This window comes from Burkholderia sp. Ax-1720, from assembly GCF_011753035.1.
Taxonomy (GTDB): domain Bacteria; phylum Pseudomonadota; class Gammaproteobacteria; order Burkholderiales; family Burkholderiaceae; genus Burkholderia; species Burkholderia gladioli.
In genome coordinates this window covers 1-24,864 of record NZ_VWWK01000108.1, presented here as the reverse complement: position 1 = coordinate 24,864, position 24,864 = coordinate 1, and the positions used below count along the sequence as shown (strand labels likewise).

The window sequence follows — 24,864 nt, the reverse complement described above, 5'->3', positions numbered from 1 at the left end:
CCGCCGCGCCGCTCGGCGCCTCGCTGCCGCGCGCCTATCGCGCACCGGGCCGCGCCGGCCTCACGCCCGGCAACGCCGCCACGCATTCGAGCCGGCAGAAGCTGGCGCGTTATCGCGCCAAGCCGGCCGCCGCCGCGAGCGACGATGCGGCCAACCCCTATCGCTACGACGGCTGGAGCGCCTCGTCGGTCTACGACAACAGCGCGCCGGCGCGCTGAGATCGCAGCCCGCGCCGTTCAGTAGGCGCCCTCGCGCCGCATCACCACGCCCACCGTGCGCAGCAGGATTCCGAAGTCGAGCATCGGCGACCACTGCTTCACGTAGGACACGTCGAGCGAGACACGCCGCGCGTAATCGACATCGCTGCGCCCGCTCACCTGCCACAGCCCGGTGATGCCGGGCTTGGCCATCAGGTAGTAGCGCACCTCCAGGCCGTAGCGCTCGAGCTCCTTCTCGACGATCGGGCGCGGGCCGACCAGGCTCATCTCGCCTCGCAGCACGTTCCAGAGCTGGGGCAGTTCGTCGAGGCTGGTGCTGCGCAGGAAGTGCCCGACGCGGGTGACGCGCACGTCGTGCCTGAGCTTGAAATCGCGTTCCCATTCGGCGCGAGCCTGTGGATCGCGCGCCAGCAGCTCGCGCAGCACGGCATCGCTGTTGGTCACCATGGTGCGGAACTTGAGGCAGCGGAAGGCGCGACCGTCGCGGCCGACGCGCAGGTGGCCGTAGATCGCCGGGCCGCCGTCGCGGCGCACCAGCAGCGCGAGGATCAGGAACAGCGGCGAGAGCGCCACCAGCATCGGGATCACCAGCGCGGTGTCGAATCCGCGCTTGAAGGTGCGGCGCGCCAGGTGCGTGGCCAGGCGCATGTCGGCGCGCGCCGCCAGCTCGTGAGCGCGTGCGCCGAAGCGCCAGAGCGTCTTCAGCACGGTCAGCGCCAGCGTGCGCGCGATCAGCATGCCGAGCCCGCTGGTGATGGTCCAGTAGAGGAACCACACGCGCGAGACCAGGTGCAGGCGATGCAGCACGAACAGCAGCAGGAAGCCGCAAGCCTGCACGAACAACCAGGCGATGATGGTGCGGCTGATCAGGTTGAATACCGAGCGCACGCCGGACAGCCCGTAGGTATCGCAGGCCGGGAACACCGACAGCGCGAGCGCGACGGCGAAGGCCACCAGCAGGCCGTCGAAGCCGGAGGCGGCCGATGCCGAAGGCGGCATCAGTTCGAAATGCAATGCACATAGCGCGCCGACAATGATCAACGTACCGTCGACCAGGCGCCAGATCAGGCCTCTCATCACCCCACCCCGTTCAAAAAGTCTTGCGTTTCTCGGTCTTTCAGAATTGTTTTCTTGTGTGCCGCCGCGATGCCTCGATGCTTTCTGTCGACGCTGTCGAGGCACGTGCGCATGCCGCCGGCAAGCCGGCTCGACAATTCGAGACAATCTTTCGTTCTCCTACCATTTGAGGCGCGATGCGGGGCTTCCGCATCACGCCTGCGCACGGCGAGGCGGCTGGCACGGCCGCCCGCGCCGGCATCGCACAAGCTTGCATGTCACGACAGTTGTGCGCTGCAGCGATCGGCGCGGCGTGTATCAAGCATGAAACATGCCATTGAATCGAATTTCGAAAAATTGACGCCGAATCTTTTGAAAATCCATTTTTATCAATGCTTTATTGGATTAACGAAAAGCTCGTTCTCGACGATACCGTTTGTATCAATGCTGAAACGCGTCGTTACGTTACGCGGTGCAAAAAGACTCGTTACGTAACGATGAGAGAGGTAGGCAGATGAATGACGACTGGATCGGATAACTTAATATATTTAACGCAAACGATTGCGTGAAATGACAACTTGAGACGGCGCGTGCCCGGCCGTCGATGCCGGCGAGCACTCGCGCCGTCAGTCGCGCGAGCGCTCGATCAGGGCGTGCCGCTGGTGCTGCCGCCGGTGCCGCCGGTCGGGCTGTTCGCCGTGGTGCCGGCCGCCGCCACCGCCGAGAGCAGCGTGGCCGAGGGCGTGCCGTTGCTGGTGAAGGCGCCGGCGGCCTGCAGCGCGTCGAGGTCCGCGTCGGCGCCGGGCTGGCCCGGCGTGAACGCGGTGCTCAGGAAGGCCGAGGTGGACAGCGTGATGCCGTAGAGCTTCTTCAGCACCGCCGCCACGCCGCCTTGCGCTGCGGCGAGATCCGCGTTGTTGCTCGCCGCGGCCTGGTAGGCCGTGTTCGAGCCGAGGCCGGCGAGCAGCCCGTTGAGATCGGTGCCGAGCTCGGCCGCCAGGTAGACCAGCATCAGCTCGGTGAGCGGCGTGACGTTGAAGGTGCCGCTGCCGTTCGCCAGCGAGTGCAGCGTGGCCGAGCCGGTGCTGCCGGTGATCGAGCACGGCCCGCTGAACGCGAAGCTCAGCGTATAGGCGCCGCTCGCGGTGGCCGTGCCGGCTCCGTTGCCCTGTGCGCAGGCGATGGTGATCGAGGCATTCGCCATCGCCGCGCCCACCGCGGCCGTGCCGCTGATCTTGCCCGAGGCGACGGTCTGCGGCCCGACCGGGCCGCCTCCGCCGCTATCCCCGCCGCCGCCGCAGGCCGCCACCGTGGCTGCCGCGACGATACCCAGGCCGATCCACCGCGCGGCGCGCAGCTTCGTGTGATTCGTCTTCATCGTGGTTCTCCGTGATCTCGTGAATCGTCCAGACGCCGCCGGCCGCGCGCATCCGGAAACCTGCGCGGCCGGCGGCACGTGAATTCATGGCTGCGGCGTGGCGGCATCGAGCGCGGCCGTCGGCGAGGCCGGCCGCGGATTCGACGGCTCGGGCGCCGCGTAGCGCTGGTAGGCGTCGCGCATCCGGTAGAGCTGGGTGGCGAAGTAGGCCGCGCTGAAGCGGCCCTGGTTGAGCAGCAACTGCTGCGCGTCGTAGGCGAAGTCGAGGTTCTCCCCGCCGTCGGCCGACAGGTAGTTGGTCGAGCCCACGCGCGTGCGGAAATTGAGCGGGAACTGCGCCGTGCCGCCGATCTCGACCAGGCCCGGCTTCATGCCCTGGCGCGGCGTGAGCGGGAAGCTGGCCGAGGCGCCGACGAAGGAGCCGCGGCCGCTGTGCTGCGCCTGGAAGCTGAAGGCGACGTCGTCGAACCAGCGCGTGGCCACCAGCAGCGGGCCCTTGTCGCCGCCCACGTAGCGCGCCACGCCGGCCTCGATCCAGAGCTTCCACGAAGGCTGCACCCAGCGGTAGCTGAGCAGCGCGCTCTTCTCGTCGGGTAGCGCGTCCTTGCCCGGTTCGCGGCGCAGGTAGGCCAGCTTCAGGCGAACCACGTCGGGCCGGCCCGGCACGAAGGCGGTGGTCTCGTTCTCGACGCCGAGATACTGCAGGTCGAACTTGCCGACCGAGGTGACGTTGAACACGCGCGGCGCGATCCAGAAGCTCTGCGCCAGCGCCGCGTCGGCGATACCGCCGCGCAAGCGGTAGGCGCTGTAGAAGCGGCCGTCGTCCATGTTGCGGCTGTTGGCGATCGGCGCGATCGCGCTCGCGTAGAACTCGGCGCCGCGCCAGAGCGGCACGAAGGCGCGCAGTTCGGCGCCCACCGAATAGTCGAAGTTGCCGTAGTCGGTGCCGTACAGATAGCGGGTGACCGGCGCGATCTCGAAGCGCACCAGGCTGTGGCGGCCGGTCTTCGTGGACCAGTCGACTGCGGAGGCCGCATAGGTCGGGCGCATGCGCATGGTCAGCGAGGCGTCGGCCGCGGTGGGCGAGCCGCCGGCCAGGAAGGCCGCGTAGGCGCCGCGATCGACGCTGACTTCCGCGATCGCCTGGTCGGCCTTGCGGATCACCACGCGGATCGTGTCGATCTCGCTGCCCGCGTGCCGTGCGGCGACGCCCAGCGCGATGCCGAGCGCGTCGGCCTCGTTCTGGTTGTAGCGATGGTTCTCGTATTCGACCACCAGGTCGCGGCCGACGATGCCCGCGCGGCCGCGTTCGAGGCCGGCCGCCGAGAGCGCGTCGACGATCGCGTCGAGCGAGGTGGGGCCGGCCTCGGCGGCCGGGACCAGGGCGATGCGCTGCATGGCGAGCGGCGCGGCCGCCCGGCCCGACGCGGCCAGCGCCGACCAGGCAACGGCCGGCGACATCGACGACGCCGTCGCCACGCTTGCGCTCACCCGGTCCGAATCACGGCGAGGACCTGATGCGACGGCAAGCTCGCCCACTTCGCCCTTGCCAAGCTCTGCCGTGGCCTGCGCGGCAGCCGCCGGCCCGGCCGCATCCTGCGCATGCCTCGCCTCGCAAAGGCCGCTCTCGCAGCGCGAGGCATCGAAACGCCGGCCGAGCGGAATCTGGATGCCGACCGAGAACGCGGTGCGCTCGGCCACGCCGTTGGTGCTCTTCAGCGAACGCATCAAGGTGGCCACCACGCTCGCATCGGCCAGCCAGCGGATCGACGGCGACTGATAGCGGATGCCCGCATAGGGCGTCTTCGAATCGTGCTCGACCAGCAGCGACAGGCCGGTATGGAACACGTCCAGTTCCGCGCCGCCGAACACGCCGTCGAGCCGGTCGCCGTTGCCGTAGCCGAGCGTCAGCGTGGCCGGCCCGAGCACCTGCGAGACCACGCCATAGGTCGAGCGGAAGAAATGCGTCTGGCCGCCGATGTCGTCGATGCCGACGGCGATATCGGGCTGGTAGCGGAACCACTTCGGCACCGCCACCTTCAGGTTCGCCATCAGGTGGCGCACCACGATCGACTCGGCGCCGGGAAACACCGGCCGCACGTTGCCGGTGTAGTTCACCAGCCCGCCCGTGGCCTCGACATACGGCAGGATGCCGATCCCCGCCCAGGCCACGTCGGCCTTGGTGGCGGTGCCGCCGAAGCGCGGATCGATGTAGTCGTTGTACTGCCCTTCGAAAGTCCCTTGCGGCAAGGTGAAACCATAGGGGATCACCAGGCCGCCGCTGGGACCGAGCGCCGAGAGTGCCGGCGGCGCGGCCGACGCCGCGCTGCCCGCGAACGCCTGGATCGCGCCCAGCGCGACGATCCGCAGGCCATGCCTGGCCTTCGTCTTACGGTTCTTGTAGGTCATTGTTGTCGCTTGTCGTTGACGTGTGATCGTGGCGACGTCGTCCCCCCGCTCGCCGCGTCGAACCGCGCCGGCCGCCTCGGGGTGGCACGCCCGAGACAGGCCGGATCGGCTGCGACCAACCGCAGGCGACCACCGGCCTCCGCGCAACGGAGCTCGGCAATCGGTACGGTGTTCGGTGAGACATGCCCGGACCTCGGGCATGGACGACAATCGCGCTGCATCGCACCGGCCACCCCGCGTCGGATGCGTCTGCAGTCCTGCTGCCAGACCGTCGCCGCGCGCTTCACTCCAGGCCGCGCGGGCGACGCTGCAATGCAGCAAGAAGTGTTCCCGATTTCGGCGATTGCTCCGTTTTCGTCAACGCTGGAATTCCCGGTTGCCGAAGTCGCAATAACGCGCAGAAGATTGCCTGACCCCATGCAAGCCGCCGCCGGGCGACGTTCCGGTTACGTGACGCGCGGAACACGCGTTACGTGCGCGCGCAACCAAATATCCGGCCACGTTTCTCAACAGGCTTACGCTAAGCTGAATAGCCGCCATCCTCACCACGTCCAGGCGGCTGCTTCGCTTCACGTCGTTTCGATTTCGGGGAATCCAACATGACAAGCTTATTTTCGAGCGCTGGACCGGCACGCCGGTGCCTCGTCGCGGGAACGCTGGCTCTGTGGGCAGGCATCGGCGCCGCGCAGGTGCCGCCCGGCGGCGCCGTCTACCTGGCCGGCAACCAGGGCAGCGTGACGGTGCTCAACGCCGTCAACCTGAAGCCAATCGCCTCCATCCCGCTGGCCGGCGCGGCCGGCGCATACAGCCTGCAGGCCTCGCCTTCCGGGCAGCGCGTCTACGGCATCGCCTATGCATCGGGGCCGACCACCACCGCCACGCTGTTCGCGATCGACACCGCCAGCAACCGGGTGGTGGCCACGGCGGTCCGCGCCAACAGCACCACGGCCGGTTTCGCCTTGCCGGTCGGCTCCGGCAAGCTCTATACCAACGGCAACCAGACGCACCAGCCGCCCGTGACCGGCACCGGCGGCATCTACAAGAGCGATGCGGTGGTCAACGTGCTCGATGCCGGCACGCTGCAGCCGCTCAAGCAGATCGTGATCGCCACGCTCGGCGACGGCAGCGGACCGGGCGCCGCCATCACGGCATCGCCGGATGGCTCGCGCATCTACGCCGCCAACGTCAATTACCGCTCGATCGCCGTGATCGACGCGCAAACCGACACGCTGCTCGCGACCATCGACACCTCGAGCGTCAACAACGGCTATCCGGCGAGCCTGGCGGTCACGCCGGACGGCAGCAAGCTGTTCCTCGCGCAGGGCTTCAACGGCACCGAGCCCGGCAGGCTGGCCGTGATCGATACGGCCTCGCGCGCCATCGTCAAGCTGATCGACCTGCCCGGCGCCGGACCGAGGCCCGCGAGCCTGTCGATCTCGCCCGATGGCCAGCAGTTGTACGTGGCCAACGGCCAGGCCGACTTTCCCTCCCACCAGAACGGCCTGTTCGTGGTCGACGTGGCGACGCTGGCCGTGACCCGGTCGCTGGCCGCGCCCGACGACGTGTTCTCCTTCACCAACAGCGGCGTCGCGCAGGACGGCTACCGCATCCTGTTCAATCCCAGCTATACCTCCGCGGGGCAGACCGGCCTGCTCTCCCTGGATCCGGCCGAGAACCGCATCAGCGCGCGCGTGCTGCTGCCGGCCGGTGCCAACTGGTCGAGCGGCCTGGCCGTGGTGCCCGGCAACCGCGCCTGCGCGACGGCGCGATGAGCGCCACCCGGTGCCGAAGCATCGCATGGCTGCTCCGGCACCGGGATTGCGCTCGCCGGCTTGCTGCCGTCCCGCCGCCCGCTCAACTGAAGCGATGGCTGAACTCCAGCCACAGCGTGCGCCCGTAAGGCAGGTAGTAGCCGACCGTGTAATACGGCCAGCCGGCCGAATCGTCGTGCTTGATGGTGTTGAACACGTTGTTCATCACGAAGGTCAGCGAGGTATCGCGCGTGAACTGGTAGGACAGGCTCAGGTTGGCCAGCGTGGTGGGCGTGAGGTAGGCGGTCTGCGCGGCGTTGGGCACCTTGCCGTAGCGCTCTACCTGCACCGTCGAGGTCCACTTCGGGATCGACCAGGTCAGGCTCAGCATCAGCTTGTCGGGCCATTCCGGGTTGCCGGTCGGGTTGTTCAGCGAATGCAGCAGGTCCTGCACGGGGCTGTTGGCGTACTGCTGGTAGCGCAGGCTCAGCACCTTGGTGTAGTTCGCCGCCAGCAGGAAGTTGCCGATGCCGTGCAGGCGGAAGCGCCACTTGCCGCTCAGGTCGAAGCCGGTGGTCTTCTCCATCGCCGCGTTGATCGGGTTGATCAGGATGGTGTTGATCGCGCCGGGATCGAGCACGGCCGTGAGCGGGTTGCGAACCACGCGCGCCAGCGCATCCACGCAATCGGGCGAGGCCGCGCTCAGGCGCCCTTCGCGGCAGGCCGCCTCGGTGCGCAGCAGGTTGTCGGGATCGATGTTGGTGACCAGGTTGTCGATGCGGATGTTGTAGTAGTCGGCCGACAGGTCGATATCGGGCGTGGGCGCGAGCACGAAGCCCGCGCCCCAGGACTTGCCGTTCTCCGGCTTCAGTTGCGCATTGCCGGTCTGCACGAAGTTCGAGCCCGGCGCCACGTTCGCGTATTCGCAGTTGGCCAGCGACTGGCCGGACTGGTTGCAGCGGAAATAGTCGGTGGTCGACTCGAAGTAGCCCTTGGTCGGGCTCTGGAAAATGTAATTCATGTCCGGCGCGCGAAAGCTGGTGCCGTAGTTGCCGCGCAGCAGCAGCTCGCGCAGCGGCCGGTATTCGAGGCCGAGGTTGTAGGTGAACTTGTGGTTGCGCGTGCCGGCGAAGGAATAGTCGTCGTAGCGCGTCGCGACATCGGCGTTCAACTGGCGGAAGATCGGCACGCGCAGCTCGAGCGCGGCCGCGTAGCGCTTGCGGTTGCCGCTCGCGCCGTAGATGCCGGCCGAGTTGTAGTAGCTGCCCTGGGCCAGCGCCGGGTCCACCGAATTGCTGAAGCCCTGCGTGCCGTATTCGATCACGCCGGCGGCACGCACCGGCCCGGCCGGCAGGCGGAACAGGTCGCCGTTGGCGGCCAGGCTGAAGGTCTGCGTCCAGGTGTTGTTCTGGCTTGCGGATTCGCCATAGAGCGAGCCGAATTGCGCGGGCGTGAGCGGCGTCGAGAAGCGCGTCGGGTCGGGCGCGTAGATCGGCGCGCCGTCGGCCGCGGTGCCCAGTTGCGGGCCGAGAAAGTAGCTGTCGATGCCGGCACGCAGGCGCGGCACCGTCGCGCGGCTCTGGTAGCCCGAGGCGCTGTAGGTCAGCTCGTAGTTCCAGCTGCTGTCGGGCAGCTTGCCGCGCAGGCCGGTGATCACGTTGGCGGCGAAATCGTCCCAGCGCTTGTTCCAGACCGAGGCGCCGCCGATCTCCTGCGGCGAGAAACGCCGCGTCCAGGTTTCGTTGGCCTGGGTGAGATCGTTGAAGAAGTAGCCGGTGCCGCCCAGCGCCGAGGTCCAGCTCGGGCCGCGCGTGTTGTTCTCGGTCTGGTTCCAGGCGGTCGATACCGAGCCGAACAGCGTGACCAGCTCGCTGAGCCGGTACTCGACGCCCCCGTAGAGGTTCTCGCTGACATTGTTGGTCTGGGTGGTCCAGAACGCGGGCTTGGCGCCGCCGCTGCCGCAATACGCGCCCTTGGCGGCATTGACGGTCGAGACGCCGCCGAACGCGCCGATGCCGCCCAGCGCGCCACAGGCGCCGGCACCGCCGAGGTAGGCGCCCGTGTCGAGGTTCTGGCGCGACCAGATGGTGGTGGGCGTCTCGCCTTCGAGCGAGGCCGAGGACATGAAATCGCGCTGGCCTGACCAGATCGGATTGGTCTTGCTGATCTCCAGGCCGAACACCGTGCTCAGCGCGCCGAATTCCTTGCCGCCCGATACCTGCAGGCGGCCGTTGCCGCCGCCGCCGTCCCAGGTGCGCCCGCCCTTCAGGTTCACCTCGATGCCGTCGATGTGCTTCTTCATGATGATGTTGACCACGCCCGCGATCGCATCCGAGCCATAGACGGCCGAGGCCGCGCCGTTCAGGATCTCGATGCGGTCGATCATCTCCGAGGGGATGTTGGCGAGGTTCACGAAGTTGACGTTGCCGTCGTAGGCGATCGGGTAATCGGCCACGCGGCGGCCATCGACCAGCACCAGCGTGTGATTGGCGCCGAGCCCGCGCAGGTTGATGGCATTGGCGGCCGGCGTGAAGGTGTTGCCGTAGTCGGCGCCTTGCGAGAAGCCGGTGTTCTGCGTCTGCGATTGCAGCGCGTCGTAGACGTTGCGATAACCCTTGGCTTCGAGATCCTTGCCGGTGATGACGGTGACCGGCGTGGCGCCCTCCTTCTCCGTGCGCGGGATGCGCGAGCCGGTCACCACGAAGGTCTTCAGCGAGGTGGATTTCGGCGCGGCGGCCGTGGATGGCGATGCCGCCGTGCCGGCTGGCGTTGCGACGGCGGCGGCAGCGGCGCTGGCCGCGGGCGGCGCATCGGCGACGGCCGGCGCGGACGCGGCCACGGTTTGCTGGGCCAGCGCCGGCACGGCGCTGGCAAGCGAGATCGACAGGCAGAGCGCAGCCGCGCCCCACCCGGTCACGCGGGATATCTTGTCATGCGAGTTCATGTTGATCTCGTCTATCGGCCGAACGACCCTCGGCTGACCGGCCCGGCGCCGCTCGTGACGACACCGGGCCCGCCCGCCCCCTCTGATTCGCGTCTTCGCCGCGCGTCCGGATCACGAGACGCCAGGCGAAAGCCATCGCGCAATGGCACGCGAGATTTTTCTAAGACATCCTGAATACCGGCGGCACGCCGGCAAGGACCGGGGGAGACTTTATCGACGCGACCGGCCCGTCACAAACGATATTTCCGCATATTGATGTGAGGAATTCGGGCGTATTTCCGAGCGCGAAATTTCGCTGCCTTCAACAATCCTGGCGATTGCACACGCAACCATCCAGCAAGCCGACGCGGAATATCGATATGCGCGTCGAAACGAAATGCAAAGCGGCTTTTCGGGCTTGTGCGCGCGACGATTCTGCTTCAGTGTCTCGATACTTCAGACCAATATCGACGCCGGGCCGCACTCGCCGCGCCGCAACCAGTCGGATCTCCTCATGAAAACCTCGATGAAGAAGGCCTCGATGGGCCTGCTGCTCGCTGCCGCGAGCGCCTGTTTTTCCTCCTCGTTCGCCGCCACCCAGCCGGCGAGTCCGGCGGTCCACCTGCCGCCCGGCATCGCCTGGCAGCAGGGCGACATCGATGCCGCGTTCGCCCGGGCCAAGCGCAGCAACAAGCCGCTGCTGCTGTACTGGGGCGCCGTGTGGTGCCCGTCCTGCAACCAGGTGAAGGCGACCGTGTTCAGCCAGCAGGTGTTCAAGGACCGCTCGTCCTTCTTCGTGCCGGTTTATCTCGACGGCGACGCGGAAAACGCGCAGAAGCTCGGCGAGCGCTTCAAGGTGCGCGGCTACCCGACCATGATCCTGTTCCGTCCCGACGGCACCGAAGTCACGCGCCTGCCGGGCGAGGCCGACCTGGACCGCTACATGCAGGCGCTCTCGCTCGGCATGAACGCCACCCATCCCTTCAAGCAGACGCTGGCCGCCGCGCTGCGCGACGGCGCCGCGCTCAAGCCGGACGAGTGGCGCATGCTGGCCGATTACTCCTGGGATACCGATGGCGGGCTGCCGGTGCCGGGCGAACGTGTCGCGCAGACCTTGCAGACACTGGCCGTACATGCGCGTGCCGATCACGCGCCGAAGGAGGCGCTGCGCTTCGCGCTGAAGGCGGCCGTCACGGCCGCCGATGGCGAGCCGGCCCAGCAGGGCGAACTCGACAAGGCCGCGGGCCTGGCGGCGCTGCAGGCGACGCTGAACGATCCGCGCCTGAGCCGCGAGCAATCCGACGTGCTGGTTGCCGCGCCGGCGGACCTGGTGCGCTGGCTCGCCAAGGACGCGGCCGAACGCGCGCGCCTGAGCCAGGCCTACGACGCGGCGCTCACGCGCCTGTCGACCGATGCCTCGCTGTCGGCGATCGATCGCACCATCGCCCTGCACGGGCGCGTGTCGCTGGCGCGGCTCGCCGCGCCGAAGGGCACGCCGCTGCCGGCGCCCCTGCTCGACACGGTGCGCAAGCAGGTGAGCGCCACCACGCAGGCGGCCACCAATCCCTACGAGCATGCGGCCGTGGTCAGCGAAGGCGCGGACACGCTCACGGACGCCGGTCTCTACGACGATTCGGATGCGCTGCTCGAGGCCGAGCTGCCGCGCTCGTCGACGCCCTACTACTTCATGTCCGGCCTCGCGGCGAACGCGAAGGCGCGCGGCGACAAGGCGGCCGCGCTCGAGTGGTATCGCAAGGCCTACGAAGCAACCAGCGGCTCGGCCACGCGGCTGCGCTGGGGCGCCACCTACCTGGCGAACGCGGTGACGCTCGCACCCGAGGACAGCACGCGCATCGAAGGCATCGCCAGCGGCGTGCTGAACCAGGTCGGGCAGACGCGCAATGCGTTCTACGGCGCGAATCGACGCGCCCTGAGCAAGGTGGTGACGCAGCTCGTGCAATGGAACAAGGAAGGCCGCCACGAGGGCGCGGTGAAGTCGGTGGTGAAGCAGTTCGAGGGCGTGTGCGGGAAGCTGCCGGCCGGCGATCCGCAAACGTCCACCTGCCATGACCTGATCCAGCCGGCGAAAGCCTGAGCCCGGCCATCTTCCCCATGCGGGACCTGCCGCCCGGCGATGCCTCGCCGCGAGCGAGCAGGTCCTGAATCAAACACGATCGCGCCTGCCCACCGCCCGGGCGAACACGGCGCGATACGTCGCGATACGTCGCCTCCCTCCCCTGCCTCGATATTTTCCCTGTCGCGATGTCGCGTGCGTGTTTCGCGATCCCGATCGATTCGATCGCGCCGCCCATCCAATCTTCCATCGCAAACTGGCACCGTCAAAACTGTTCCATTAACAAGCCAGTTATCGAGCCGGTTCCCGAATGTACCGGGCTGGACAATTAATACGCGGCAATGACAAGCCGCTTCTCCCTTATTTCCAAATATTTTCTGGACACCGGCGAACCCTTTTCTTTTTGATATCGGAAATATTCGTCGGATCATTGAAAGGCGCTTGACAAGGTTTTTCTCTTGAATAAACATTCATGCATATACATGCAAACAAAGCAGCCGAGGGCCGTAACGATTGAGCGGTACGTTCCACTACCCGTTCCGAGCGGGAAGCGGAGCATGCGAGGCGATGGCGTCATTCCTTCGCGCGTGCCCCGTTTCCCCGTCCATGCGAGGAATGCGGCCTGATACCGGTTATAGCGCCCAGCGGCTTGAGCGCGGCCCGTAGTACGTGTCTCATCTGATGTTGCAGCTCGAAGTCAAACAACACGCTGTGCTCCGGACCTGACGATCCCCCGATCGCCAGCGTCCCGTATCGCCGCGCCGTCCCCACACGTGTCGGCCGGAACGGATGAGTTTTGCCCGCGGAATGAAAAAACGCGCTTAACCGGTTTGCGAAGCCATTTCAAAATCCGGATAACTTTATTAAGCGCAAGCGTAGTTTGTATTTCCGTCTACGTAATCCTACGTAAATCGGAAAATGCCTGCGTATTTTGTTCCGGTTGGATTCGGGAATTCGATTTTCAGTGGAACGGACCGATACGCGCGATGCCGTGGCATTTGGCGTGGCGCATGTCGATGCAACGCTTTACGTGGAAAGGATGCCGACATGACACATCTCGAAGTCGCAAGCCCGGCGCTCGATGCGCTCGACGCGAGCCATTCGCGCCATCGCGCCGCCGCGACGCTGGCCGAGCACGCCCTCGACACGCTGGCCGACGTGCTGCGCCTGCGCGCCGCGACGCTGCCCGGGCAGACCGCCTTCATCCACCTGGTGGACGGCGAAGGCGAGACCCGCACCGTGAGCTATGCCGAGCTGCAACTGCAGGCCGGCGCGATCGCGCGCCACCTCGCCGCGCGCGGCGTGGCCGGCAAGCGCGTGCTGATGCTGTTCGAGGCCGGCATCGACTACATCGCCGCGCTGTTCGGCGTCTGGATGGCCGGCGCGGTGGCGGTGCCCTCGTTCCCGCCGGTGGGCACGCGGGCGCTGGGGCGGCTCGGCGCGATCGCGCGCGACTCGCAGCCCGAGCTGATCCTGACCGATTCGCGCTTCACCCGGCTGCGCGAGCGCGTGCTGGCGCTGCTGCCGGACGGCTTCCCGGAGGAGGCCTGGACCGAGGCCGATGCGCTTTTTCGCGCCGATACTCATGCATATGCATACAACTCGGCCGATGTCGGCCCGGCCTTGCCGGTGCTCGATCGCGAGGCGCTCGCCCTGCTCCAGTACACGTCGGGCTCGACCTCCGATCCGAAGGGCGTGATGCTGACCCACGGCAACCTGCTCAGCAACTGCCACGGCGCGAGCCGCTGGATGGGCGGCCCGCGCGAGCGCGTCGGTTGCACCTGGTTGCCGCCCTATCACGACATGGGCCTGATGGGCGGCATCCTGCAGCCGATCTACGAGGGTTTCCCGACCGTGATCCTCTCGCCCGGCCACTTCGTCCAGCAGCCGCTGCGCTGGCTGGCGGCGCTCTCGCAGTACCGCGTCACCACCACCATCGCGCCGAACTTCGCCTTCGACCTCTGTTGCAACGCGATCGGCGACGAGGTATTGCCGCTGCTCGACCTGTCCACGGTCGAGGCGATCTACTGCGGCGCCGAGCCGGTCCGGCGTCGCACCTTCGAGCGTTTCGCCGAGCGCTTCGCGCGCTGCGGCTTCCGTGCCGAGGCCTTCGGCCCCTGCTACGGGCTGGCCGAGGCCACCGTGTTCGTGTCGGGCAAGGTGGACGGCGCCGCGCCCGCCTTCGTCGAGCTCGACCAGGACGGCCTGGCGCGCGGCGAGGTGCGCGAGATCGCGGCCGATCATCCGCGCGCCCAGGCGCTGGCCTCCTGCGGCGCGCCGGCGCCGGGCCACGACGTGCGGATCGTCGGCCCGGACGGCCGCGCGCTGCCCGACGGCGCGATCGGCGAGATCTGGGTGGGCGGCCCGAACATCGGCATCGGCTACTGGAACCAGCCCGAGCGCAGCGAGGAGACCTTCCACGCGCGCCTGGAAGGCTCGGCACAACGCTATATGCGCACCGGCGACCTCGGTTTCCTGCGCGCGGGCGAGCTGTACGTCACCGGCCGCATCAAGGACCTGATCATCCACGCGGGCCGCAATCTCTATCCTCAGGATATCGAACTGCTGGTGGAGGAGCTCGACGCGCGGATCCGACCGAACGGCGTGGCGGCCTTCTCGATCGACGACGGCCAGGGCGAGCGGATCGCCGTGGTGGCCGAACTCCGGCGCGGCGAGAAGGTGGCCGAGGGCGAGCTGCAGACGCTACGCGAGGCGATCGTCGAGCGCGTCACGCAGCAGCTCGGCGCCGCGCCGCACCTGATCCATTTCGCGCCGATGGGCGCGATCCCCCTGACCACGAGCGGCAAGATCCAGCGCTACGCCACCCGCCACGCGCTGCTGACGCAATCGCTGGCGAGCTATCCCCACGCACGCGCCTGAGCCCGCGAAGGACATCATGGACATCCAGACCCAAACCTCCCCCTCGCGGCCCGCGCCGCTCGCCGATCGCACCGGCGCCACCGAACGGCGCCTGGCCTGGCTCACGGTCGGGATCCCGGCCGTCGGCGCGCTCGCGGCCGTGGCGCTGGCGATCGTGCACGGCATCGGCTGGCTCGAGATCGGCCTGCTCGCGGCGATGTACCTGGTCACCGCGCTCGGCGTCGAGGCGGGGCTGCATCGCTTCTTCTCGCACCAGGCCTTCAAGGCCGGCCCGGTGGTGACGGCGCTGTTCGCGATCTTCGGCTCGATGGCCGCGCAGGGGCCGATCCTGTTCTGGGCCGCCACGCACCGCATGCACCACGCCTTCACCGACCAGGAAGGCGACCCGCATTCGCCGCGCCTGCACGGCGAGCATCTCGGCGGGCGCCTGCGCGGCATCTGGCACGCGCACGTCGGCTGGCTGTTCACGCTGCGCCGGCAGAACTGGAGCCAGTTCACCCCGGACCTGCTGCGCGACCGCTGGGTGGTGCGCCTGAACCGTCTCTACTTCCTGTGGATCGCGCTCGGCCTGGCGCTGCCGACGCTGGCCGGCTGGCTGATCGGCGGCACCGGCTACGCGGCCCTGACGGGTTTCCTGTGGGGCGGCCTGCTGCGCATCTTCCTGGTCGACCAGGCCACCTGGGCGATCAACTCCTTCGCGCACAGCTTCGGCCCGCGCCCGAACAGCACCCGCGACCAGAGCCGCAACGTGTTCTGGCTGGCCCTGCCGGCGGTGGGCGGCGGCTGGCACAACAACCATCACGCCTTCCCGGCTCTCGCACGCACCAGCCAGCGCTTCTGGCAGCTCGACCTGTCGGGCGGCCTGATCGAGCTGCTGGCGGTGTTCGGCCTGGTGTGGGACGTGCGCCGCCCGGCCCCCGAGCGCAGCCGCGCCACCCAGTCCTGAGCGCCCGCCTTCCGGAGATTCCTTCATGACCCAGCTCGATCTCACCCCCGCGCCCACCCTCCCCGACGACCAGCCGGTGCGCGGCGTCAGCGTGCTCGACGCGCGCGGCGCCCGCATCAAGGCGATGACCGCCTTCGGCGTGATGACGATTCCGCTGGCCGGCACGGTGGCGGCGGCCTGGCTGGCCTGGGCCGGCTACGCCACGCGCGTCGACGCTTGGCTGTTCGCCGCGATGTACGTGCTGCACATGGCCGGCGTCTCGATCGGCTACCACCGCTTCCTAGCCCATCGCGCCTTCAAGACCTCGCCGCTGTTCCGCGCGCTGATCCTGATCTGCGGTTCGATGGCCGCGCAAGGCCCGATCCTGTTCTGGGTCACCACGCACCGGCGCCACCACGCCTACAGCGACCGCCCGGGCGACCCGCATTCGCCCAACCTGCTGGGCGAGAGCCGCGCCGAGCGCCTGCGCGGGCTGTGGCACGCCCACATGCCCTGGATGATGTCGCCCGAGATGTCGAGCTGGAGCTATTTCGCGCAGGACATCCTGAAGGACCGCAGCCTGCTGTTCTTCAATCGCACCTACTTCTACTGGGTGCTGCTCGGCCTCGCGATCCCGGCCGTGGCCGGCGGGCTGATCACCGCGAGCTGGATGGGCGCGCTGTGCGGCCTGATGTTCGGCGGCTTCGCGCGCATGTTCATCGCCAACCAGTTCGCCTGGTGCGTCGGCTCGATCTGCCACCGCTACGGCAGCCGCCCGTTCGACACGCGCGACCACAGCACCAACAACTGGATCGTGGCCTTCCTGACCTTCGGCGAGGGCCTGCAGAACAACCATCACGCCTTCCCGGCCTGGTACCGGCACGGCGTGCACTGGTGGGAGCCGGACCTGTCGGGCTGGATGCTGGCGCTGTTCGGCCGGCTCGGCATCGTCGAGGAGCTGCGCTCGCCCAGCCGCGAGGTAATCGAGCGCGTGCGCAAGCGCGAGCCCGGCGGCGCCTGAGCGCGCCGCATCCCGATCGTTTCGTTTTGCCTTGCCTTCTTCAACCCTGAGGAGTACGCATCATGGCGTTCATGTCGAGCCTGTTCAGCAAGATCGGCTTCATCGAGGAAAAACGTTCCTCGACCCCGCTCACCGAGGCGGGCATCCATCAATGGCTGGTCGAGCGGCTGGCCAGGCAACTCAGCGTGCCGGTCGCGCAGATCGATCCGGCCCGCACCTTCGAGTCCTACGGGCTCGACTCGCTGGTCGCGCTGCAGGTCGCGGGCGATCTCGAGAAGCTGCTCGAGCAGCGCCTGTCGCCGGCGCTGCTGTTCGAACACCAGAACATCGACGACCTGGCGAGCTATCTCGCCGCCGAACTCGCCACCGGCGAGATCAAGGCCTGAGGCCCACCAAGGAGCGAACCGATGGCAACCATCCAACTACCGCAGCAGCAGACCCCGGGCTTTCGGGACTTCGTGCAGTCGATCAAGTCGCTCGACGGCGAGCGCCTGGCCGACGCGATTCCGCGCGAACTCTACGAACCGCGCCTGGCGCGCGGCCTGCTGGGCTTCTTCGCCAGCACCGCGCTCTACGTGGGCGCCGTGATCGGCGTGCACTACGCGCCGCACTGGTCGCTCTGGATCCCGCTCTGGCTGCTGGCCGGCCTGGGCGGCTGGGGCCTGTTCTGCATCGCCCACGATTGCGGGCACAACTCCTTCTCGAAGAGCCGCCGCTTCAACTTCGCGCTCGGCCAGATCGCGCTGTTCCCGCTGCTCTACCCGTTCCACGGCTGGCGCCACATGCACAACCTGCATCACGCCAACACCAACAGCCTGGAGATGGATACCGACTGGCGCCCGGTGCTGCCGGAGCAATACCGCCGCATGGGCGCCTGGGAGAAGTTCGTGTACCGCAGCACGCGCAGCTGGCTGTTCTGGCTGGGCACGGTCAACTACCAGCGCCACTCGGGCTTCAAGCCCAGCATGTTCCCCAAGCGCGAGGCCCGCAACGACGTGCGTCGCTCGGTGGTGATCACGGTGCTGTTCGCCGCCGTCTACCTGCCCACCCTGGTCTGGTTCACGGGCTGGCAGGGTTTCCTGCTGTACTTCCTCGGCCCCTGGCTCGGCATCCACGCCTGGTTCAGCACCACCACGATGATGCATCACATCTCGGACGAACTGCCGTTCCTGACGCGCGAGCACTGGAGCCTGAACGGCAGCCGGCTGATGATGACCACCGACTACGAGTACCCGAAGTGGCTGCACTTCTTCACCCACAACATCTCGGTGCATGCCGCCCACCACGTGGTGCCGGTGATCCCCTTCTACAACCTGCCCAAGGCACGCGAGGCACTCAAGCGCGCCTATCCCGGCTCGATCCGGCAGAAGCCGTTCACGCTCGGCGAGGTCTGGAAGGTGATCCGCGCCTGCCATCTCTATGACCCGGTGCATGGCTACTACCGCTCGTTCGAGGCGGTCGCCACGCCGCCCGCGGCCACCCCGCCGCGCGCCGATTCGGCGATCTGAGCCAACTACCCGGCTTCATCAGGCCACTCTGGCAGGAGAAGGACGATGTCCAATACTTCCGAGTCATCCCTCCCGCACGGCGCGGCGGCCGCCGCCGCGCCGGCGCCTACGCCGGCACGCGCGGCGAGCCCCGCGATGTCGTTCGGCAAGCGCGTGCTCAAGGGCTACGTCGGCGCGCTCGGCGCGGTCTCGCCGGCGGCCGCCGCGCGGCGCGCCACCGACCTGTTCGGCTATACGCGCACCTTCCGCAAGACGCCGCCCAAGGACATGTCGCCGCTCGGCGCGCGCCGCTTCGAGATCCGCGGCGTGGACGGCGTCACCCACGGCCATCTGTGGGGCAAGGGCGAGCGCACCGTGCTGCTGGTGCACGGCTGGGGCGCCGACAGCGCCACCATGTTCTCCTTCGTGCCCAAGCTGCAGAAGGCGGGGTTTCGCGTGGCCGCCTTCGACGCGCCGGCGCACGGCGTCTCGCCCGGCACGGTCACCACCATGACGGCCTTCAAGAACGCCGTGAAGGGCGCGATCGAATCGCTCGGCGGCGTGCACGGCATCGTCTCGCACTCGCTGGGCAGCATCGCCTCGACCGGCGCGATGGCCGAGCTCGGGCCCGACAGCGTGGACGGCATCGTGATGCTGGCGCCGCCCTGCACGCTGCCGGCGGTGATCGACCGCTGGTCGGGCGACTTCCTGCGCCTCGCGCCCAGCGTGATGGACGCGATGTATGCCGAGCTGCATCGCCGCAACGGCGTGCCGCCCCAGCACTGGGACATCGGCGCGCTGGGCCGGGGCCTGCGCACGCGGATCTTCGTGATGCATGGCCCGAACGACAAGATCGTGCCGATCTGCGAATCGGAGAACATCGCCGCGGCCTTGCCGCACGTGCGCTTCGAGCGCGTCGAGAAGGTCGGCCACGTGCGGATCCTGTCGGACGCGCGCGTGATCGAGCGCGCCACCCAGTTCCTCGCGATCGGCGGCGAGCCGGCGGCGAACGCGCCGTCGCTCGCGCCGGCGGCGGGCTGAGCCGAGGGGACCACCATGCTCTATCCCGAACTGTACCGAAGCCTGGAACGCGCGCGCTGGGACATGCAGCACGACGTCGACTGGGACCGCTTCGACGCCTCGCTGCTGTCCGACGAGCAGGCGCTGTCGATCAAGATGAACGCGATCACGGAATGGGCGGCGCTGCCGGCCACCGAGATGTTCCTGCGCGACAACGTCGACGACAGCGATTTCTCGGCCTTCATGTCGATCTGGTTCTACGAGGAGCAGAAGCACTCGCTGGTGCTGATCGAGTACCTGCGGCGCTTTCGTCCCGAGCTCGCGCCCACCGAGGACGAGCTGCACGCGGTGCGCTTCCCGTTCGACCCGGCCCCGGCGCTGGAGACGTTGACCCTGCACTTCGGCGGCGAGATCCGCCTCAACCACTGGTATCGCTGCGCCGCGCACTGGCACACCGAGCCGGTGATCCGGCAGATCTACGAGCTGATCTCGCGCGACGAGGCGCGCCACGCGGCCGCCTACCTGAAGTACATGCGCCGCGCGCTGGACCGGCACGGCGACGAGGCGCGCCTGGCCTTCGCCAAGATCGGCACGCTGATGGCCAGCGCCAACCGCGCGGCCAAGGCGATCCACCCGACCAACCTGCACGTGAATCGCACGCTGTTCCCCAACGACACGGTGCAGAGCCGCCTGCCCGATCCGGAATGGCTGGGCCGCTGGCTCGACACGCAGATCCGCTTCGACCGCGACTGGGAGAACCGCGTGGCCGACCGGATCCTGCACAACCTGTCGATCCTGCTGGAGCGTCCGCTGCTCAACGTCAAGGACCTCCACAAGCTGCGCAAGCAGCTGCACCAGAACCTGGAAGGCGCGAGCGCGGGCGCGGCCGCCGCCGAGCCTGCCCTGCAGCACTGATCCGGAGAACGCCCACGATGTCCGAACTCACCGTCGAATACCGCACCTGGATGTGCCTGATCTGCGGTTACCTCTATGACGAACGAAGCGGCGACCCGAACGCCGGGATCGCCGCCGGCACGCGCTGGGAGGACATTCCCGACGACTGGCGCTGCCCCGAATGCGACGTGCCCAAGCTCGACTTCGAGATGGTCTCGATCTGAGGCGCGGCTGCCCGAGCGCCATTTCCCAAGACACCAAGGACTCCCCACCATGCAATACAGCGACCTGGCGACACCCGATTTCCTGAAGAACCCCTACCCCGTGTTCGACGCGATGCGCGCCGAGGGCCAACTGGTCAAGCTCGCGCCCAAGCTCTACGCCACCTCGCACTACGGCTTCGGCGAGAAGCTGCTGCTCGACCGCCGCTTCGGCAAGGGCATCGTCGAGGCGGTCAAGGCGCGCTACGGCGAGGGCGTGATCGACCAGCCGCCGTTCCGCACCTTCCGCTCGATGCTGCCGGGCCTGAACCCGCCCAAGCACACCAACCTGCGCGCGCTGCTGATGAAGTCCTTCAACGCGCGCCAGGTCGAGAAGTTCCGCGAGGCCTCCTACACCATCTCGAACCAGTTGATCGACCGGCTGGTGAAGGAGCCGCAGGGCGACCTGGTGACCGGCTTCGCCTTCCTGCTGCCGATGCAGACCATGTGCACCATCCTCGGCGTGCCGCTGTCGGACGGCGCGATGTTCAAGCGCGCCGCCGATCGCGCGGCCGGCGCGCTCAACGTCACGCCGCTCAACGCCGAGCAGCTCGAGGAATCGCGCAAGTCGGCGATCGAACTCGAAACCTACTTCGCCAAGGTGCTGGCCGAGCGCCGCAAGGAGCCGGGCGACGACCTGATCTCGCAGATGATCCTGGCCGAGGAAGACGGCCAGCGCCTGACCGACGACGAGATCGTCGCCAACCTCTGCTTCCTGTTCGTGGCCGGCCACGAGACCACCGAGAACATGATCGGCAATACGCTGATCGCGCTGCAGCGCCACCCGGAGCAGCGCGAGCGCGTCAAGGCCGACCTCTCGATCATGCCCCGGGTGGTGACCGAGGCGCTGCGCTACGACAGCTCGGTGCAGATCGCCCAGCGCGTGGCGCTCGAGGAAGTCGAACTGGAGGGCCAGACGATCCAGCGCGGCGACCTGATCTGCGTGTTCCTCGGCGGCGGCAACCGCGATCCGGAGAAGTTCGAGAACCCGGACCGGCTCGACATCGACCGCGAGAACGTGCGCCCGCTCTCGTTCGGCGGCGGCCTGCACTACTGCCTGGGCGCGCGGCTCGCGCTGCTGGAGATCGCGGCCGCGCTGGAGGTGGTCTACACGCGCCTGCCGAACCTGCACCTGACCAATCTCGACGCGCTGCCCTATCGCCGCAACAACGCGCTGCGCGGCGTCGATTCGCTGCTCGGCACCTGGTAGGACACGCGGCGCGCCGCGTGAGCGAGGCGCCGTGATTGCTGCACGCAAGGCAGGGCCGCGCGGGCCGTCGCGCCGCGCCAGGCTCCGGCATGCCCGGCGTTCGGGCATGCCGGAATTCGGCCTCTTCATATGACGATGACCATCTGAAACCGGCATGAATCGCCGCGATCGTTGCGCATGCAACGCATGATCCCGGCGAGGACGGCCAAGCAAGCCAGGCGAAGGAGAACCTCAACTTGAGCGAGAACCAAACGGGCGCGACGGCACTGCCGGGCGCCGCCGACGGAAAACCGAAACGCAAGCGCAAGCTGGTGCTGCCGGTGCTGATCGTGCTGCTGGTGCTGCTCGCCGGCTACGCGATCTACTGGTGGCTGCACGGGCGCTTCTACGAGACCACCGACGACGCCTACGTGGGCGGCAACATCACGGTGATCTCGCCGCACGTGGCGGGCTACGTATCGGAGCTGCTGGTGGAGGACAACCAGCGGGTGCATGCCGGCCAGCCGCTGCTGCGCCTGCAGCCCGGCGATTTCGCCGCCGCGCTGGACGCCGCCAAGGCCAACGAGGCGGCCATGCGCGCCTCGCGCGCGCAACTGCTGGCGCGCCGCACGCTGCAGCAGACCCTGATCGACCAGGCCGGCGCCGAAGTCGCGGAGAAATCGGCCGCGCTGTCCTTCGCCCGGACCGACGCGGCGCGCTACCGCAACCTGCTCAGCACCGCGGCGGGCACGCGCCAGAGCGAGGAACGCTCCAGCGCCGCGCTCAAGCAGGCCCAGGCGCAGCTCGATTCGGCCTCGGCGAAGCTGCGCGAGGCGCGCCAGCAGGTGGGCGTGCTCGACAGCCAGATCGCCGGCGCCGATGCCGCGATCCTGCAGGCCGGCGCGGCCCAGCGCACCGCCGAGCTCAACGTCGGCTACACCGAGCTGCGCGCGCCGATCGACGGCTACGTGGGCAATCGCGCGATCCACGTGGGCAGCTACGTGACGCCCGGCACCCAGCTGATGTCGGTGGTGGCCGCCAGGGGTTTGTGGGTCGACGCGAACTACAAGGAGGACCAGCTGCGCCACATGCAGGCCGGCCAGCGCGCCAGGATCTGCGCCGACGTGCAGTCCTCGCGCTGCTTCGAGGGTCGCGTGCACCTGCTGGCGCCGGCCACCGGCGCGGTGTTCAGCGTGATCCCGCCGCAGAACGCCACCGGCAACTTCACGCGCATCGTGCAGCGCGTGCCGGTGCGGATCAGCTTCGAGGCAGCCGACGGCGTGCTGGGCGTGCTGCGCCCGGGCCTGTCCACCACCGTGACGGTCGACACCCACGGAGCCTCCTGATGAGCGAGCTCGCCAAGCGCCCCGCCGGCGCGCCGGCCGAGGGCACGCCCGGCGCAGCCGGGGCCGGCGCTGCTTCCGGCCCGCCGCCGGCCGCCGCGCATCCGCCCGCCTGGCCGTTCGCGGTGATGTGCGTGGGCATGTTCATCGCGCTGCTCGACATCCAGATCGTGGCCTCCTCGCTGCAGGAGATCGGCGGCGGCCTGAGCGCGGCGCAGGACCAGATCGGTTGGGTGCAGACCGCCTACCTGATCGCCGAGATCACCGTGATCCCGATGTCGGGCTGGCTCACGCGCGTGTTCTCCACGCGCCGCCTGTTCGCCGGCTCGGCGCTCGGCTTCACGGCCGCCAGCCTGCTGTGCGGCTTCGCCTGGAACATCGAGAGCATGATCGTGTTCCGCGCGATCCAGGGCGTGCTGGGCGCCTCGATGATCCCCACCGTGTTCACCTCCTCGTTCCACTACTTCGACGGCAAGCGGCGCGTGATCGCGGCCGCCGTGATCGGCACCATCGCGTCGCTCGCGCCGGCGCTGGGGCCGATCGTCGGCGGCTTCATCACCGATACCGCCAACTGGCGCTGGCTGTTCTACGTGAACCTGGTGCCGGGGCTGCTGGTGGCGCTGGGCGTGTCGCTGGCGGCCGACATCGACCGGCCCGATCACTCCCTGCTCAAGGGCGCCGACTACATCGGCATCGCGCTGATGGCGGTATTCCTCGGCACGCTCGAATACGTGCTCGAGGAAGGCGCGCGCTGGAACTGGCTCGACGACCCCATCATCCGCCGCTGCGCGGTGATCTCGGCCTGCGCGGGCAGCGTGTTCGTGGCGCGCTGCCTGAGCATCGACAACCCGATCGTCGACCTGCGCGCCTTCGGCAACCGCAACTTCACGATCGGCTGCATCCTGTCCTTCCTGACCGGCGTGGGCGCCTTCTCCTCGATCTACCTGACGCCGCTGTTCCTCGGCTACGTGCGCGGCTACGACGCCTGGCAGACCGGCGTGGCGATGATGCCGACCGGCATCGCCGCGCTGGTGGGCGTGCCGGTCTACGTGATGTTCGCGCGCAAGACCGACCTGCGCTGGCTGATGATGTTCGGCATGGCGATGTTCGGCCTGTCGATGTGGGACTTCCGCTTCATCACCCACGACTGGGGCAACCAGCAGTTGCTCTGGCCGCAACTGATCCGCGGCTTCCCGCAGGTGTTCGCGATCGCGCCGGCGGTCACGCTCGGCCTGGGCAGCCTGCCGCCCGAGCGGCTCAAGTACGCCAGCGGCCTGTTCAACATGATGCGCAACCTGGGCGGCGCGGTGGGCATCGCGATCGTCGGCGCGATCCTGAACAATCGCACCAACCTGCATTTCACCGATATCGCCTCGCGCCTGACGGCCGCCAACCAGCCGATGAACAAGATGCTCGGCACGCTGGAGGCCCAGCTCGGCCCGGCGCTCGGCTCCGCCCAGGCCGGCGCGGCCGCCTCGCTGCGCGAGCTGCACGACATCGCGTTTCGCGAGGCGCAGACCATGGCCTATGGCGACGCGCTCACCACCATCATGATCGGCTTCATGTTCGCCACCCTGATCGTGCCGCTGATGCGCAAGGTGGTGCCGCCGCCGCCCCCCGATTCGTCGAAGAACGCTCACTGAGGCGCCTCCCAATGTCACGAACTCCTGATCATTCGTTTGCGCGGCCGCGCCGCCCGGGCCGCCCGGGCCGCCCGGGCCGCCCGGGCCGCCTGGCCCTCGCGCGGCCGGCGGCAATGGCCGTTGCCGCCGCGCTGGCCGCATCACTGCTGGGCGGCTGCACGGTCGGCCCCGACTACCGGCGGCCGGCCGATTCGCCGCTCGCGCCGAACTATGCCAGCCAGGATGCGCTGCGCACGCTGCAGGCGCGGCCCGCGGCCGAACCGGTCGCGCTCGATGCCTGGTGGCTCGGCTTCCACGATCCGGTGCTCACGCAACTGATCGAGCGCGCGCTGGCGCAGAACCTCGACCTGGCCGCCGCCGAGGCGCGCGTGGCGCAAGCGCGCGCGGCGGCCG

Annotated in this window: 18 protein-coding genes and 1 pseudogene; 15 read left to right on the top strand and 4 right to left on the bottom strand. The window is 68.4% G+C overall.

Annotated features, from left to right (window positions below; translation table 11 throughout):
* The coding region (locus tag F3J18_RS25040; RefSeq protein ID WP_166914775.1) for a hypothetical protein at window positions 1-218 on the top strand (218 nt) is incomplete at its 5' end.
* 18 nt (window positions 219-236) lie between these two features.
* On the opposite strand, the gene F3J18_RS25035 is transcribed toward F3J18_RS25040, so the two are convergent.
* The 3 genes from F3J18_RS25035 to F3J18_RS25025 all read right to left on the bottom strand — a co-directional run bounded on the left by F3J18_RS25035 (window position 237) and on the right by F3J18_RS25025 (window position 5,061).
* On the bottom strand, window positions 237-1,295 hold the full coding sequence (locus F3J18_RS25035) for a sugar transferase (RefSeq protein ID WP_025098340.1): 1,059 nt from the start codon (window positions 1,293-1,295) through the stop codon (window positions 237-239).
* 625 nt (window positions 1,296-1,920) lie between these two features.
* The gene (locus tag F3J18_RS25030) at window positions 1,921-2,652 is read right to left on the bottom strand and encodes a carboxypeptidase regulatory-like domain-containing protein (RefSeq protein ID WP_166914773.1); all 732 of its coding nucleotides are present in this window, start codon (window positions 2,650-2,652) and stop codon (window positions 1,921-1,923) included.
* Between the two features lie 84 nt (window positions 2,653-2,736).
* Window positions 2,737-5,061, bottom strand: a complete 2,325-nt coding sequence (locus tag F3J18_RS25025) for a YjbH domain-containing protein (RefSeq protein ID WP_166914772.1) — start codon at window positions 5,059-5,061, stop codon at window positions 2,737-2,739.
* 599 nt (window positions 5,062-5,660) lie between these two features.
* Between F3J18_RS25025 and F3J18_RS25020 the strand changes: the two genes are divergently transcribed.
* Complete coding sequence (locus tag F3J18_RS25020; RefSeq protein ID WP_166914770.1) at window positions 5,661-6,833, top strand: beta-propeller fold lactonase family protein; 1,173 nt, start codon at window positions 5,661-5,663, stop codon at window positions 6,831-6,833.
* Window positions 6,834-6,915: 82 nt separating this feature from the next.
* On the opposite strand, the gene F3J18_RS25015 is transcribed toward F3J18_RS25020, so the two are convergent.
* Window positions 6,916-9,756, bottom strand: coding sequence for a TonB-dependent receptor (locus F3J18_RS25015; RefSeq protein WP_166914768.1), 2,841 nt, complete (start codon window positions 9,754-9,756; stop codon window positions 6,916-6,918).
* A gap of 493 nt (window positions 9,757-10,249) precedes the next feature.
* On the opposite strand from F3J18_RS25015, the gene F3J18_RS25010 reads away from it, so the two are divergent.
* The 13 genes and pseudogenes from F3J18_RS25010 to F3J18_RS24950 form a co-directional block, all read left to right on the top strand.
* Window positions 10,250-11,830 carry a thioredoxin family protein gene (locus F3J18_RS25010; protein ID WP_166914766.1) on the top strand — a complete coding sequence of 527 codons (1,581 nt, stop codon included), beginning with the start codon at window positions 10,250-10,252 and terminating at the stop codon, window positions 11,828-11,830.
* Between the two features lie 1,026 nt (window positions 11,831-12,856).
* Window positions 12,857-14,689 carry a fatty acyl-AMP ligase gene (locus F3J18_RS25005; protein WP_166914764.1) on the top strand — a complete coding sequence of 611 codons (1,833 nt, stop codon included), beginning with the start codon at window positions 12,857-12,859 and terminating at the stop codon, window positions 14,687-14,689.
* A 16-nt stretch (window positions 14,690-14,705) separates the two neighbouring features.
* Window positions 14,706-15,635: an acyl-CoA desaturase gene (locus tag F3J18_RS25000; protein WP_166914762.1), complete on the top strand. Its 930-nt coding sequence runs from the start codon at window positions 14,706-14,708 to the stop codon at window positions 15,633-15,635.
* Between the two features lie 25 nt (window positions 15,636-15,660).
* Window positions 15,661-16,635, top strand: a complete 975-nt coding sequence (locus F3J18_RS24995) for an acyl-CoA desaturase (protein ID WP_166914760.1) — start codon at window positions 15,661-15,663, stop codon at window positions 16,633-16,635.
* Between the two features lie 62 nt (window positions 16,636-16,697).
* Window positions 16,698-17,021, top strand: coding sequence for an acyl carrier protein (locus F3J18_RS24990; RefSeq protein WP_025100206.1), 324 nt, complete (start codon window positions 16,698-16,700; stop codon window positions 17,019-17,021).
* A 21-nt stretch (window positions 17,022-17,042) separates the two neighbouring features.
* Complete coding sequence (locus F3J18_RS24985; RefSeq protein ID WP_025100205.1) at window positions 17,043-18,143, top strand: fatty acid desaturase; 1,101 nt, start codon at window positions 17,043-17,045, stop codon at window positions 18,141-18,143.
* Between the two features lie 45 nt (window positions 18,144-18,188).
* Window positions 18,189-19,163: an alpha/beta fold hydrolase gene (locus tag F3J18_RS24980; RefSeq protein ID WP_152554464.1), complete on the top strand. Its 975-nt coding sequence runs from the start codon at window positions 18,189-18,191 to the stop codon at window positions 19,161-19,163.
* A 15-nt stretch (window positions 19,164-19,178) separates the two neighbouring features.
* A complete protein-coding gene (locus F3J18_RS24975) occupies window positions 19,179-20,057 on the top strand; it encodes an acyl-ACP desaturase (protein WP_025100203.1) in 879 nt (292 codons plus the stop codon).
* Window positions 20,058-20,074: 17 nt separating this feature from the next.
* The gene (locus F3J18_RS24970; RefSeq protein ID WP_013697988.1) at window positions 20,075-20,260 is read left to right on the top strand and encodes a rubredoxin; all 186 of its coding nucleotides are present in this window, start codon (window positions 20,075-20,077) and stop codon (window positions 20,258-20,260) included.
* A gap of 49 nt (window positions 20,261-20,309) precedes the next feature.
* Window positions 20,310-21,506 (top strand): cytochrome P450, encoded by a 1,197-nt coding sequence (locus F3J18_RS24965; protein ID WP_025100202.1) that lies wholly within the window; start codon window positions 20,310-20,312, stop codon window positions 21,504-21,506.
* Window positions 21,507-21,742: 236 nt separating this feature from the next.
* A complete protein-coding gene (locus tag F3J18_RS24960) occupies window positions 21,743-22,831 on the top strand; it encodes an HlyD family secretion protein (RefSeq protein ID WP_205195565.1) in 1,089 nt (362 codons plus the stop codon).
* The gene (locus F3J18_RS24955) at window positions 22,831-24,471 is read left to right on the top strand and encodes a DHA2 family efflux MFS transporter permease subunit (protein WP_205195564.1); all 1,641 of its coding nucleotides are present in this window, start codon (window positions 22,831-22,833) and stop codon (window positions 24,469-24,471) included. The genes F3J18_RS24960 and F3J18_RS24955 overlap by 1 nt, the downstream gene beginning before the upstream one ends.
* 113 nt (window positions 24,472-24,584) lie before the next feature.
* Window positions 24,585-24,864, top strand: a pseudogene (locus F3J18_RS24950) (TolC family protein); the annotation flags it as partial.